Below are 14,093 nucleotides of genomic sequence, written 5' to 3'. Positions count from 1 at the left end.
AGTCACAGAGCCACAGAGCCACAGAGCCACAGAGTCGAGTCCACTGCCTCCTCGATTCATGGGTGTCTGGTGTTCCAGGAAGCGCTTGTCAGTCCTCCAGGGCCTTCCTGAAAGTGACTTTCGCAAGCCATTATCAGGAAGACTGGTAGAGCAGGCTCCGCCCTGAAGAATCTACGACCAGCAGATTATTCAGGTTACGCTCGTCTGCAGCGCATGGCCGCGGTGACTACTTTGCCCAGGTATCCCGCAATGTCACCGTACGGTTGAACACCGGTTTGTCGCTACCGTGATCATGTCGATCGGCGACGAAGTAACCGATTCGCTCGAATTGGAAGTGTTGCTCTGCGGAAGCCTGCTGCAAGGCCGGCTCGACAACGCAAGAACTCAGTACAACTTCCGACTCAGGGTTGATCCCTTCTTCCAGAGATGCCGCTTTGGTTGGGTCGGGAAGAGTGAACAGAGGGTTGTACAGTCTCACCTCGGCTGCAACGCCGTGTGTTGCGGACACCCAGTGAATGACTCCTTTGACCTTACGGCCTTCAGGCTTCTTTCCCAGGGTGGCTGGATCGTGCGTGCAGCGCAGCTCCAGGACCTGGCCTGCGTCGTCCTTGATGATCTCTTCACATTTGACGACGTAAGAGCCGCGAAGTCGAACCTCGCCACCAGGTACCAGTCGCTGATACTTGGGGGGAGGTACTTCGGCGAAATCGTCCCGATCGATGAAAACCTCGCGAGTAAATGGCACATCCCGTGACCCGGCACTGTCGTCCTGTGGGTGATTGGCGAACGAAAAAATCTGTTCATGATCTTCCGGCAAATCGGTAATGGTCACCTTGATGGGGTCAAGCACTGCCATGCGTCTTGGTGCTTCCCTGTTCAGCTGATCACGAATGCAGGTTTCCAGTACGGCCATCTCTATCCATGCATCGTTCTTGGTGATGCCGATCCGCTCACAGAAATCACGCAGCGAGGCCGGTGTATAGCCTCGCCGACGCATGCCGATGATCGTTGGCATGCGTGGATCGTCCCAGCCGTGGACATGACCATCTTCCACCAGCTGGATGATGCGGCGTTTGCTGAGCATCGTGTATTCAAGAGACAGACGCGCGAATTCGATCTGCTGCGGGTGACAACTGGTTTGCAACTGGTCCAGAACCCAGTCGTACAAGGGTCTGTGATCCTCGAACTCGAGTGTACAGAGCGAGTGGGTGATGCCTTCGATGGCATCCGAGACGCAATGGGTGTAGTCATACATCGGGTAGATGGACCACTTGTCACCGGTACGAACATGGTGAACCTTGCGAATTCGATACAGGGTGGGATCACGCATGTTGATATTGCCCGATGCCATGTCGATTTTCGCACGCAGGATGTGCTGCCCGTCGTCGAATTCGCCCTCTTTCATCCGCTGAAACAGGTCAAGATTCTCCTCGACACTGCGGTCCCGATACGGACTGGGCGTGCCGGGTTCCGTCAGCGTTCCGCGCATTTCCCGCACTTCTTCCGCGGTACTGCTGTCAACGTAAGCCTTGTCCTGGCGGATCAGCTCGCGGGCGAATTCATACAGCTCGTCGAAGTAGTCCGACGCATGGCGCAGCTCGCTCCATTCGAAGCCCAGCCAACTGACATCTTCCTTGATGGCATCTACATATTCCTCACTCTCTCGAACCGGGTTGGTGTCGTCGAAACGCAAATTGCAACGTCCGTTGTAACGCCCTGCGGTGCCAAAATTCAGGCAGATGGATTTCGCATGTCCAATGTGAAGATAACCATTGGGCTCCGGTGGAAAGCGCGTGACTACCTGTCCGTCGTTCTTGCCGGCCGCGACGTCTTTGTCAACGATGTTTCGAATGAAGTTACTGGCTTCTACGGGCTCGGATCTGGACATGTTTGTGGGGCAGGAAACGCAAAATTGGCAGAGGTGCGCAAGTATAGCCTTCACGCGCTCCTGTTGATTCGTTTTCCCTGTTGACGGCAATGTGCGGGCGGGGTTGAGGCGTCTGGGGAGATCATGTGTAGCTGTTGCTGTTGCTGTTGCTGTTGCTGTTGCTGTTGCTGTTGCTGTTGCTGTGGCTGTGGCTGTGGCTGTGGCTGTGGCTGTGGCTGTGGATGTGGATGTGGATGTCTGGTCTTGGCGTGAGGTGTCGCTGCGTCACGCGATGTGGGTGTCTGATACTGGGAGCTGAGGGGCTGGTTTCCAGTTAAGGACCGTTTTCAACGGATGTGGGTGTCCGGTTTACGTGAAGTTGGGGTGGGTCGTTGAGCGTGACAGAACATGGGTGTCTGAATGCCGGTTTTCGATCAACCGATTGGTCGTGACTTGGGTGTCTGATACTGGGACGCGATCAACTGATTGGCTGTGACTTGGGTGTCTGGTTACGCGGATGTCCGATGTTGCGTTGCTACAATGAGGTTCATGGGTGTCCCATGGCAGTGGTATGAACGTTGCCGGGGCAGCAGCGCAGCAGTGGTTGGAGATGAACGGTATGGCAACAGTCGGTTGGGGGTGGCATCAGGCCATGGAGTCTTGTTTGAGAGTCGACGCATGATAACTTACAGGGTGAGCATTTCGGATGCGGTGGCACATCTGATCGATGTGCAACTGGAGCTGGATACGCCGGATCCTGCCGGTCAGCAGTTGACGCTGCCCAATTGGATCCCGGGCAGTTACATGATTCGCGATTTTTCCAGAAATATCGTGCAGATCGATGCCTCGAGTATGGGCAAAGACATCGTGCTGACAAAGCAGGACAAGTCGAGCTGGCAGGCGCCGGCAGGTCTGACCCAATTGACCGTTCGCTACCGTGTTTACGCTTGGGATTTATCGGTTCGAGCAGCCCATGTCGACAGTACACATGCTTTCTTCAATGGCACCAGCGTTTTTCTGGCGGTGAAAGGGCAGGAAGAAGCTCCTCATGAGGTCGATTTCGAACGCCCCGTTCACGACACCCGGAAAAGCTTTGAGCTGGCCACGTCATTGCCCGCAGCGAACACGGATGAAACCGGTTTCGGCCGCTATGTGGCAGGCAACTATGATGAACTGATCGACCACCCGGTTGAACTGGGCACCTTCAAGCGCTTGCGTTTCGAAGCGGGCGGCGTGCCACATGAAATCATCTTCACGGGAGCCTGTCATTTCGATGAGCAGCGGGTCGTAGATGATCTGCAGCGTATCTGCGAATACGAAATCGAATTCTTCGGACAGCCGGCACCAATGGACCGCTACCTGTTTCTGGTAATGGTGGTTGATGCCGGTTACGGCGGTCTGGAGCATCGTTCGTCAACCGCCTTGATGATTACCCGAGAGAACCTGCCGGTCGTTGGCGATGCGGAAATCAGCGATGCCTATCTGAACTTTCTGGGTCTGTGCAGCCATGAGTACTTTCATACATGGAACGTCAAGCGCATAAAACCCGCGCGTTTCATTCCTTTCGAGCTGCGCGAAGAATCGTACACGGAGCTTCTGTGGTTCTTTGAAGGCATGACTTCGTACTACGATGATCTGATCCTGGTGCGTGCGGGACTCATCGACCGCAAGAAGTACCTGACGGTACTGGCGAAGACGTTGACTCGTGTCCAGCGAGGAGCCGGTCGCCTTGTTCAGAGTGTCACCGAGTCCAGTTTCGATGCCTGGCACAAGTTTTACAAGCAGGATGAAAATTCACCGAATGCCATAGTCAGTTACTACGCGAAAGGCGCTTTGGTGGCCCTTTGTCTGGATGCCCTGTTACGCGAATCGTCCGATGACCAACAGACATTGGACACCCTGATGAGGTTGATGTGGTCGCGTTGGCAGGAAACAGGTCGGGGGCTGGAAGAAGATGAGCCGCAGCGCCTGGCAGCGTCCCTGGTTGAAACGGATCTGTCGCAGTTCTTCGATCGGGCGTTGTACTCCACGCAGGAGCTGCCGGTTGAAAAGGCATTGAGCTTTATGGGTGTCTGTTTACAATGGCGCTCGCGAACATCGAGCACGGATGCGGGAGGAGTCTCTGAGTCGTCGGAGGAGTCGGCTGATCCGGTGCCGCCCGTCGCCCCCTGGCTCGGGGCCACCGTGACGGATGCGCCAGGAGGGGTGCGGCTTGTTCAGGTAATGAAGGGCGGGCCCGCGGAACGGGCCGGATTGGCTGGTGGGGATCTGTTGATTGCCATGAACAATCTGTCGGTCAGTGTGGCTGATGTGGACAGGCACTTGGCTCGGCATGCCGATCTCGCAGAATTCGATATCCATTTCTTCAGGCTTGGCCAGCTGCATCGTTCCGTATTGCCCGTCGAGCCCCCTCCCGAGGACACTGCCGATTTGCGGATAGTGGATGGGGCTCGTCTTGACAGTTGGTTGAAAGACGCGCGGTTATCAGTATGAGCGCAGCATCTGTCGAGGAAGGTGCCGGATGTTTTCGACTGCAGGCGGGCGCTGTTTGATGACTGGTGGTCAAGTGCCGATGAACACGCAATTGCCGAATGCCAGCCTGATACAGGAGCAGGTAAGGGCTCTCTGCTCTGCAAATGTGGAAGTTCACGCGTTCGAGCAGCTCGACTCCACGAGTGTCTGGTTACGAGAGCATGCCAGAGATCTGGTCATGGCAAGTGAGTCAGCCCTGCATGTGTGTATTACTGACTGGCAGAGTGCAGGCGTGGGGCGCCGAGGGAAAGCCTGGCAGGCGCAGGCGGGAAACCTGATGTTCTCGTTGCTTGCTCATTCCGACAAGCCTGCGCGGGAGCTGATCGGCTTGAGCCTGGTAACCGGCATCGCGGTTGCAGAGACTCTGCAGGCTACTGCGAACATTCGGGTGCAGTTGAAGTGGCCCAACGATCTCATCCTTGCTGATGCCAAATTGGGCGGCCTGATTACCGAGCTCTCGCCAGTGTCGTTGCCGGAAAGTATGCAGGGCACCCAGTTGTTGACAGGCATTGGCATCAACCTGCTGCATGACGAAGAAATCCTCCGGTTGAGTATTGGTGCGACTTCGCTGGAGGCCGCCGGTGTGGCTTGTTCACGAATGGATCGAGATGCAATGGCGGCGAGGCTGATTGCTGGCATATTGACGGCACATCATCGCTTCGAGGAAGCCGGATGGTCGGCATTTGCACAGCGTTGGGCTGCATTGGATTGGCTTCGGGGTAAGGAAGTGTTGATTCATCGAGATAAATCGACGGAACAAGCCGTCGCCCGAGGAGTCAACGAACAGGGCGCTTTACTTGTGGAGCGCGCCGGTGAAATCACTCCTGTTTATAGCGGCAACGTATCCATAAGGCCCACCGTATGAGAATTCTGGTAGACATAGGCAACTCTCGCTGCAAGTCGGCGATCGAGGATGAGGACGGACTACATCCTCTGGAGACCTTTGCCTGGAAAGATATATTCCTGAATGAAGTGCTGGATGACATCTGGCTGGGGGGGCTGGGTAACAGACGACCCAACAGCGTGCATGTGTCGAATGTGGCCGGTGAACGATTGCTTCCCAACATGTCAGCCTGGTGCTGCAAGAATTTCGGTGTAAAGCCCGTGGCAATCCAGTCGTCTGCCGAGTTTCAAGGGCTCAGAAATGCCTATCCCGAACCGGAAACCTTTGGGGTTGATCGATGGGCTGCCATGATCGGGGCACGATCACTGTATAGCGGTGGGCTGTGCGTCATTGATTCGGGTACTGCGACCACCGTGGATCTGATTGATGCAGACGGGATGCATCTGGGGGGAGCGATCCTGCCGGGGATCTACACGATGCGTCGATCACTGGGCAAATACACCTCAGCCCTGTTTGCTGCCGATGGTGATATCAGCCCTTTCTCGGACAACACGGCCGGCGGCATTGCCGGAGGCACTGGGTTTGCCTCGATCGGAGCCATGGAGCGCCTGGTCTTCGAAGCTTCGCGACGCGTCAGCCCGCTGACAACGGTCATTACCGGCGGGGAGTCCGGCATTCTCGAGTCATTCATGCGAAGTCCAGTCAAACGCGATCCGCTGCTGGTTCTGAAGGGCGTTTCAGTCATGGGCGGCCAGCTCAGTGCCGATGAGCTAGGCCTCGCCTCCTGCTGCGACAACGTCATGTACAGCTGATACCCAGCAGACACCCATATTCCCGCCAAGGGCGCGTCCTTTGAAGGATCAGCAGACACCCATGTTCCTGCGTTGGCGGGTATCAGCAGACACCCATATGCGTTGCGTCATAGGGCTCAGAAGACACCCGTAAACATTGCGCTGCGGGAGGGCTAGAAGACTCCAATATGCACTGTGTTGTTGGGCAGGATTAGACACCCACATGTTTGGAGAGGCAGACAATCATCATCAGCCCGGTAGTCACCCGGATGAGTCGGCATTGGTAGCAGACAGCCAGGTCCCCTGGTGGCGAAGATCAGGCAGATGTCAGACATGCTTTTTCAGCGTCAGGGGCAGACTGGACACCCATTTCTCCCCGAATAACTCTTGTTCTACCTCCGGAACGAAAAAAAACTTCAATTCAGGCCGCTAGTCCGTTGCCAAATCGTTCTGAAGTGCATAAACTTGGCGCCTTGATGTCAAGCGGCGTATCTCAGTCAGCGACATCAGTCGTCAGTTGTACTTTCAGAAAGTACTTCAGCAAGACGCAGTGCCGGTATAGCTCAGTTGGTAGAGCAACTGATTTGTAATCAGTAGGTCCCGAGTTCGACTCTTGGTGCCGGCACCATATTTCAGTGACTAGCGATCTGTTGCATTCCTTTGCCACGCTCATCAGTCAAGACCGGCTGGCCGGATCTCGAGGCATCCACAGACGTCAATCTCGGTTTTCCTGGCACAGTGCCAGCGTATTTCTCGACAATGAATTCTTCCTGTTTGCATGAATGTGTGACAACGGTGTGGTGGCAACCCGAGCTGCTGCGATTGTTGGCGCTTCCTCGACCCCCTCGTGTTCGTATTTCATGCAGAATGGCGAGCGCAGGTAGGCGGGTAAGCCTGTGTTGAAACATTGCGCAGGCACGAAGACCATCAGCTCACGCACTCACGCACTCACGCACTCACGCACTCACGCACTCACGCACTCACCCACTAATCAGCTCACCACTTCAGCAGCAGATCACTACCAATGAACACGTTTGGCAGATCGCTGCCAGAAAGGCGATGAAGCCGAGCGCTCGTCGATTGCCGGATGAGCAGATTCCTGTGTCATTCGACATCCAGGCAGTTGTGCGGCACTTGCAAGAAGCAGGGTTGCAATCGACTGGAGCGCAACTCGAGGTTGGGCCTTGTCACGGAGTTGGTGTCTGTCGTCGTTGATGCCTGACGGTAATGCGCTCAGATTGTCACCGCCAGCACGGTACCGTCGGGCATCAACAGGGCAGGGCGTTGATAGGAGCTACTCGTGGCCAATGGCACGAATCCCGTCCTTCCTCGTAATGAGTTTCCGAGTGTCAGTCAAGATCTTCGACTTGTTTCGTGTTTCTTGCGGTAAGGACGTGAGGATCTCATGAGTGCTTGAATGTCTGTAGCAAGGCAGGGCGGGAAAATCAGGTCTCCTTGAACCAAATGGCAACCGAGCTCCAGGGCTATCTCGAGCTGAGCTCGGGTTTCGACGCCTTTCGCCGTGACTTGCCTTCCAGTACGGTTCGCAAGATCGACGATTGCTCGCACGGTAGGATTGATCGCGGGTTCGGTATCCATGAGGGAGACGATAGAGCGATTGATCTTGAGCTTGTTCGTCGGGAACTTGTGCAGGTGCTGCAATGAGGAAGCTCCGGATCCGAAATCGTCAATGGCAATACTGATTTCACGCAGCTTGAATTCGTGCAAGAGGGCCTGGGTAGCATTGATGTCTTCCATCATGGCTGGCTCGGTGATTTCAAGCTCCAGTCTGTGTGCGGGCAGATTGCATGAGGCAAGTGCCTTGTCGACATCATCGAGCAGCATGGGTGGTGGGAGTTGAATGCCTGATATGTTGATCGTAATCTTGACGTGATTCGGCCAACGGCTTGCTTCGAGACAGGCCTGGCGAAGTGCCCATTGTTCGATGGGTATGATGAATCCGGTGGCTTTTGCAATCGGCATGAGTTCTTCGAGCCCGATCAAGCCGCGCACGGGATGATTCCAGCGTATCATGGCCTCGACTCCGCAGATCTCCATCGAGGATGCATCGAGCTGGGGTTGATAAAACAGTTCGAACTCCTCGTTCTCCAGCGCCTGGCAGAAGTCGGCGTTGAAAGCCTGGCGTTCGCGCTCTTTGCAGTCGAGATCGGCATGGAAGAATTCCAGTAGATTTCCACCTTTCGACTTGGCACTGTAGAGTGCCATGTCTGCATTTTTCAGGAGATGTGCAGCTGTAGTGCATGTTTCAGAGCTACAGCATATGCCTATGCTGACACCAATTCGTGTTGGGTGAGACTCGATGATGAATGGCCTGGAAAGAGATGCTATTATCTTTTCCGATAGAGCCTGCGCCCCGTGTTCATCCTGTGTCTCCGCTGGGTCCATCAGGATAGCGAATTCATCACCGCCCAGGCGCGCCACAAGGTCGTTTGATCGACAGCAGTTCCGTAATCGATCCGCTACCTGACGCAACAGCTCGTCTCCGGCCGGATGTCCTCTGCGGTCGTTCACTTGCTTGAAAGCGTCGAGGTCGAGATACAGAAGTATCCTGGTGCCAGGTACTGCCGTGGGTAACAGGCTATCGTTCAATCTTTCGTAAAGCGTTGCTCGGTTGCAGAGACCGGTCAAGGTGTCGTGCATTGCCAGAAACGAGATTCTTTCCTGGGCTTGATGACTCTCCGTGATGTCTCTGTGCAGTGCCACGACAGTGCCATCATCAAGAACATGTACCAGAACCTGAATTCTTGCGCCTGCTTCGGTTACGAACTCTCGTCGCCGATGTCCGGCTGTTCCGGGAAGAGGCTGATCGGGGAGCTCCATTTCCTGTCCCCGGCTCGCTGCCATGATGTCAGAGAACGAGGTTCCGCGTTGCCCCAGTTCCCTGGGCAGTTTCCAGATGTCGAGGTATTGTTGATTGCACAGTAACAGGCGATCCTGCTTGTCGAACACGCAGATGCCCAGTGGCATGAAGGCGAGTGCTGTCTTCAGAAGCGTGTTGTCGTTCTGCAGAGAGTGCAGCGAGGAGTCCGTTTCTGCCAGAAGAGGTCCAGCGGTGCAAACGGCCGTGGACGAGACATCCAGAGCGATTCCTGTGTGATCCGATTGATCTTGTGATTCAGAACTCACTGCTGAGTTGGCCTCCCAAGAGCTCCCCGTGCGGCATGTTCCTGATATGAGTCTGCTGGCTTGACCGGTCGGTGAACGTCATTGTCTGGCTTGCATGTCCAAGGCATCGGCAGGCGTAAGGATGAATTGAATGGAAATTGGCTGAAACTATCGTAGCCTGATGTCTCTTCGAGCTCATCGCTGTCGCTCTGACCTGGCAGCGATTGCCGATCAAGTGAGGGTTCCGTGAACAAGATCATGCGAAGCCCGGTACTGACAAAGTAGAAAAGTGCTGGCGATTTGCTCCGCCGTTTCTTCGAGTGACTGTCAACGCTGCTAACCGGCTGAATCGACTGTCGGGACACTGGCAGGCACGCGCCATGTTTTTCTACCGAAACGATCATCGGTCGGTGAAAGCGCTGCGTGGAGATACGGGCATCGATTCGCTCCTGTTGCGCGCAAGTTCATGGGAAGCGTTATGCTGGCAGGATTCAGGTTTTTCCAGAGATTGACTTGCAGCGTGGCAACTGTCCGATCCTCCATATCCAGTAGTCTCATTTCAGGATCCTATGTGCGTGCCTTGTTGCGCGCCGTAACCGACCAGGGACACGATCCTCGCCAGTTTGCTGCCGATGAAGGTGTGACACTGGAGATGCTGGAAAGTTGTGATGAGCTGCCTGCGCAGTTGTTTGGTCGTTTGTATCAGCGGGCCATGTTGTTGTTGCAGGATGAGTCACTGGGTATGGTCAGTGGAGGGCGTGTGGCGACGGGCACGTTTCGGATGATGTGCTTGTGCGTCATCCACCGGCCCACTTTGCGAGCCGTCATCGAGCGCGCCGGTGAGTTTCTGGACATCTGTAACGGGATGGCGATCAAACCCTGCATTCTGCCTACCTACGACAGTGTTGCGGTGGGCTTTGCTACCGTGAGCGAAGGACAAAGTCGGACCTTGAAGCAGATACTGGAAGCCGATGGGCCCATGCGTGTCCGGACGTCACTATTCATGTGGTACAACTTGCTCAGCTGGTTCGCCGGCCGTTCGTTGGCATTGAAGCGTGTCGAATTCGAATTCGACAAGCCCGTGAATGGGGCACAGTGGAGCAAGCTCTTTCGCTGCCCGGTGGAGTTTTCCTGCGAACAATCCTTGTTGAGGTTTGAAAAGTCAGTTCTTGATCTGCCGAACGTGCAGTCTGAGCAGTCATTGTCCGTGTTCCTCAAATCGGCGCCTTATCGTCTGATTGTGCCGTCCTATCATGATCAACGATTGAGTGATCGGGTGCTGGGGATCTTTGGCGATGATCTGTCGAGACGGTTGCCTGGTGCTGAACAAGTCAGCCATCAGCTTGGCATGTCCGTCAGTACGCTCAGACGCCAACTTCTCGACGAAGGGACCTCTTTCCAGCGCCTGAAGGATGAATGCAGGCAAGCGGCGGCCATGCAATATCTGGCCACGGGTGAGCTGACCTACACCGAAATTGCGGGTTTGCTGGGCTTTGATGAAGTCAGTGCCTTTTTTCGGGCATTTCGACGTTGGACAGGCACGACCCCGTCAGGCTACAGGGCCAGCCTGTAGGGTTTTTTTCTATCGGTTGTGCCATTGCGAGTGGCGCTGATCTACCATCTGCGTTCGTTTCCAACCTGGCGATATTTCAGACCGATGACTTCCGAATCCCGACTTCGACCAATGTGGCGTCAACAGCTGGGTGACTGGATTGCACAGCCGAGAATCGAACGTGCGCTGATTGCGTTGATCATCATCAATGCCGTGATTCTCGGGTTGGAAACGTCACCGAGCATCATGGCGGTACACGGAAGCTGGTTGAAGGCGCTGGACATGCTGATACTGTCGGTTTTCGTGGTCGAACTGGCACTGCGTATCATTGCTCACGGTGGTCGCTTCTTTCGAGATCCGTGGAGTCTGTTCGATTTTGCCGTAGTCGCCATCGCGCTGGTGCCTGCCAGTGGTCCACTGGCCGTGCTGCGAACGTTGCGAGTTCTGCGTGTGCTGCGAATTCTGACTCTGATGCCATCCATGCGTCGTGTGGTTGGTGGTCTGGTCAGCGCGATACCCGGTCTCAGTTCGGTTGTGCTGCTGATGGGGTTGATTTTCTATGTTGCGGCTGTGGTTGCCACCGGCTTGTTCGGGGGGCAGTTTCCGCAATGGTTTGGTGGCCTTGGCGAAACGGCTTACACCCTGTTTCAGGTGATGACTCTGGAGAGCTGGTCGATGGGGATTGCCAGGCCGGTTATCGAGGCCTATCCGTTTGCCTGGGTGTTCTTCGTGATCTTCATTCTGGTGACGACCTTCACGATGCTGAATCTGTTCATCGCGGTCATCGTCAACGCCACGCAGGCCGAACACGATGTCGACAATGCCAGACACGTCGAAGACCAGCATGATCAGACTCGCGCCGAAGTCCGCGCACTGTCTGCTGAAATCGCCACCCTGAAAGCCATGCTGGAGAACAGACACCCATGAACCGGATGCAGCTCCAGGCCGATATCAGACGCCCATGAATCGGATGCAGGCTCGGGCTGATTTCAGACACCCATGAACCGGATGCAGGTTCGTGCCGGTATCAGACATCCATGAATCCAATGCAGTACCCGGCCGCCACAAGACACCCATGAATCCAGTACGGTTATCGGCCGATATCAGACACCCATATCGGCCGGCAGCATCCTGATTCCCATCCCCGTGCGAACAGACCCATGCGCTCCCGGCTCCCCCCCCCTTGATACCAGACACCCATATCCGCCCACCATCAGACACCCACACGCCAGCCAGCCTTCCTTGCCCGATAAAGTCAATTTTCCGTCACGACAGAAAGTCACGTAACTAGCTGAATTGGCGTGATCTGGCAGCGGTAAATTCCATCAATGAACGATTTTGTCAGTAAATTCGCCTCTATTCGTCATTGAGTTCGAACCGAGATCGGCCGACACTTCGGGTAGTTCAAATTTATGGGTGTCTGCCAATGAGTGGGTACGAATCAATGGGTGTCTGCCAATGACCGGTTACAAGCCGCCGATGCAGGATATGCGCTTCGCCATGCGGGACGTTCTGGGTTTCGATGAGCACTACGCCGGATTGCCGGGCGGACAGGATGCGACGCCGGATGTGGTGGATGCGATTCTCGAGGAAGGGGCGAAATTTGCTCGCGAGGTGCTCAGCCCGCTTAACGCGATTGGTGACCAGCAGGGCTGCACCTGGAAGGATGGAGAAGTCACGACGCCCGAGGGTTTTCGCGATGCGTATCAGCAATTTGTCGATGGCGGCTGGCCATCCATGACACAGTCCGAAGCGCTTGGCGGTCAGGGTTTGCCCGAATCGCTCGGCACCGTCCTGTCGGAGATGAATGGCACGGCCAACTGGTCCTGGTCCATGTACCCGGGCCTGTCCCACGGCGCCATGAACACGCTGGCTGCCCATGGCACTGAAGCCCAGCAACAAGCCTATCTGACACGCCTGGTCTCCGGTGAGTGGACAGGCACCATGTGCCTTACCGAATCCCACTGCGGTACCGATCTTGGTCTGCTGAAGACACGTGCCGAGCCCAATGAGGATGGCAGTTACGCGATTACCGGGCAGAAGATCTTCATCTCTGCCGGTGAGCACGACATGGCCGACAATATCGTGCACATCGTACTGGCCCGTCTGCCGGATGCGCCGAAGGGCACTCGCGGCATCTCTCTGTTCATCGTCCCCAAGTTCTCTCTGACCGACGAGGGAGATGTGGGTGTCCGAAACCAGGTGAGCTGCGGCTCGATCGAGCACAAGATGGGGATTCATGGCAATGCCACTTGTGTGCTGAACTTCGATGGGGCGAAAGGGTTTCTGATCGGACCGCCGAATCGGGGCCTGAACTGCATGTTCACCTTCATGAACACCGCCCGGATAGGGACAGCCATACAGGGGCTGGCGCACACCGAACTGGCCTTTCAGGGCTCGTTGGCCTACGCCCGGGAGCGTCTGCAGATGCGTTCGCTCTCCGGCGATGCAGCGCCCGACAAGGCCGCCGATCCGATCATTGTCCACCCGGATGTCCGGCGCATGCTGCTGACCCAGAAGGCCCTGGCCGAAGGGGGAAGAATGTTCATCTATCGCTGTGCACAGCTGGTCGATATCGCCCACCAGTCAAGCAGTGAAGAGGCGCGCGCCGCAGCGGAGCAGGAGTTGGCACTGCTGACGCCCATCGCCAAGGCCTTCCTGACCGAAACCGGTTTTGAAGCCGCCAATCTCGGCCTGCAGGTATTCGGCGGACACGGTTACATCAAGGAATGGGGCATGGAGCAGAATGTTCGCGATGCGCGGATATCGATGATCTACGAAGGCACGACCGGTATTCAGGCCATCGACCTGCTGGGACGCAAGGTACTGGGTTCCAGAGGTGCTCTGTTGAGCGCTTACACGAAGCAGGTCCACAAGTTCTGCAGGCAATATCAGGATGAACCGAAGCTGCAGCGTTACATCCGCCCTCTGGCCGAGGCCAACAGGCAATGGGGAGACATCACTCAGCGCATCGGCATGGCCGCCATTCAGGATAAGGAGGAAGCCGGCGCAGCATCGGTGGATTACCTGATGTATTCGGGTTATGTCGTCATGGCCTATTTCTGGGCGCAAGCAGCCGTCGCCGCCGAACGCAAGCTGGAAGCTGGTGAGGGAGACGCGGTCTTCCTGCGAGCAAAGCTGTTCACGGCGCGCTTCTACATGGAGCGCCTGCTGCCACGCACCAGCACCCTGGCCATCACGATGAGCTCGGGTGCCGATAATCTGATGGATCTGGACGAGGCCCACTTCGCGCTCTGATCGTCGCGGCGCTCGGCGAGCCCGGGTAGCCAGCAGCATTGCCATGCACGTAACATGGCAGGAATGTTCGGTTGTCTGCCAGCTCGGGGTCGGCGTAACATTCACTCTCTGGTGCAGGCAATC

Annotated in this window: 9 protein-coding genes and 1 tRNA gene; 8 read left to right on the top strand and 2 right to left on the bottom strand. The window is 56.0% G+C overall.

Annotated elements, in window-relative coordinates:
- Positions 1-226: 226 nt before the first annotated feature.
- The gene (locus ACUNV4_RS13445; protein WP_430879077.1) at positions 227-1,888 is read right to left on the bottom strand and encodes a glutamine--tRNA ligase/YqeY domain fusion protein; all 1,662 of its coding nucleotides are present in this window, start codon (positions 1,886-1,888) and stop codon (positions 227-229) included.
- Positions 1,889-2,022: 134 nt separating this feature from the next.
- Here ACUNV4_RS13445 and ACUNV4_RS13440 point away from each other — a divergent pair, with 134 nt between their 5' ends.
- The 5 genes from ACUNV4_RS13440 (at position 2,023) to ACUNV4_RS13420 (ending at position 6,662) form a co-directional block, all read left to right on the top strand.
- The gene (locus ACUNV4_RS13440) at positions 2,023-2,205 is read left to right on the top strand and encodes a hypothetical protein (protein WP_430879076.1); all 183 of its coding nucleotides are present in this window, start codon (positions 2,023-2,025) and stop codon (positions 2,203-2,205) included.
- Positions 2,206-2,545: 340 nt separating this feature from the next.
- Positions 2,546-4,360: a M61 family metallopeptidase gene (locus tag ACUNV4_RS13435; protein ID WP_430879075.1), complete on the top strand. Its 1,815-nt coding sequence runs from the start codon at positions 2,546-2,548 to the stop codon at positions 4,358-4,360.
- Between the two features lie 28 nt (positions 4,361-4,388).
- On the top strand, positions 4,389-5,264 hold the full coding sequence (locus tag ACUNV4_RS13430; protein ID WP_430879074.1) for a biotin--[acetyl-CoA-carboxylase] ligase: 876 nt from the start codon (positions 4,389-4,391) through the stop codon (positions 5,262-5,264).
- Positions 5,261-6,055, top strand: a complete 795-nt coding sequence (locus ACUNV4_RS13425) for a type III pantothenate kinase (RefSeq protein WP_430879073.1) — start codon at positions 5,261-5,263, stop codon at positions 6,053-6,055. Before ACUNV4_RS13430 ends, ACUNV4_RS13425 begins: the two co-directional genes overlap by 4 nt.
- A 531-nt stretch (positions 6,056-6,586) precedes the next feature.
- Positions 6,587-6,662 (top strand) — tRNA-Thr (locus tag ACUNV4_RS13420).
- 725 nt (positions 6,663-7,387) lie between these two features.
- Here the strand turns inward: ACUNV4_RS13420 and ACUNV4_RS13415 are convergent.
- Positions 7,388-9,181 (bottom strand): putative bifunctional diguanylate cyclase/phosphodiesterase, encoded by a 1,794-nt coding sequence (locus tag ACUNV4_RS13415; RefSeq protein WP_430879072.1) that lies wholly within the window; start codon positions 9,179-9,181, stop codon positions 7,388-7,390.
- Between the two features lie 499 nt (positions 9,182-9,680).
- On the opposite strand from ACUNV4_RS13415, the gene ACUNV4_RS13410 reads away from it, so the two are divergent.
- From ACUNV4_RS13410 to ACUNV4_RS13400, 3 genes are all read left to right on the top strand, one after another.
- On the top strand, positions 9,681-10,733 hold the full coding sequence (locus ACUNV4_RS13410; protein WP_430879071.1) for an AraC family transcriptional regulator: 1,053 nt from the start codon (positions 9,681-9,683) through the stop codon (positions 10,731-10,733).
- Positions 10,734-10,844: 111 nt separating this feature from the next.
- The gene (locus ACUNV4_RS13405) at positions 10,845-11,639 is read left to right on the top strand and encodes an ion transporter (protein WP_430879070.1); all 795 of its coding nucleotides are present in this window, start codon (positions 10,845-10,847) and stop codon (positions 11,637-11,639) included.
- A gap of 531 nt (positions 11,640-12,170) precedes the next feature.
- A complete protein-coding gene (locus ACUNV4_RS13400) occupies positions 12,171-13,970 on the top strand; it encodes an acyl-CoA dehydrogenase C-terminal domain-containing protein (RefSeq protein WP_430879069.1) in 1,800 nt (599 codons plus the stop codon).
- Positions 13,971-14,093: the final 123 nt, after the last annotated feature.

This window comes from Granulosicoccus sp. 3-233 (assembly GCF_052681095.1).
The sequence above is the reverse complement of the archived record's forward strand: the minus strand, read 5'-3'. Positions and strand labels throughout refer to the sequence as shown.

What these genes read in the sequence shown, in the direction of transcription:
- ACUNV4_RS13430 (WP_430879074.1), top strand. Translation starts at nt 4,389, where the DNA reads ATGTTTTCGACTGCAGGCGGGCGCTGTTTGATGACTGGTGGTCAAGTG.
- ACUNV4_RS13425 (WP_430879073.1), top strand. Translation starts at nt 5,261, where the DNA reads ATGAGAATTCTGGTAGACATAGGCAACTCTCGCTGCAAGTCGGCGATC.
- ACUNV4_RS13445 (WP_430879077.1), bottom strand. Translation starts at nt 1,888, where the DNA reads ATGTCCAGATCCGAGCCCGTAGAAGCCAGTAACTTCATTCGAAACATC.
- ACUNV4_RS13405 (WP_430879070.1), top strand. Translation starts at nt 10,845, where the DNA reads ATGTGGCGTCAACAGCTGGGTGACTGGATTGCACAGCCGAGAATCGAA.
- ACUNV4_RS13400 (WP_430879069.1), top strand. Translation starts at nt 12,171, where the DNA reads ATGACCGGTTACAAGCCGCCGATGCAGGATATGCGCTTCGCCATGCGG.
- ACUNV4_RS13435 (WP_430879075.1), top strand. Translation starts at nt 2,546, where the DNA reads ATGATAACTTACAGGGTGAGCATTTCGGATGCGGTGGCACATCTGATC.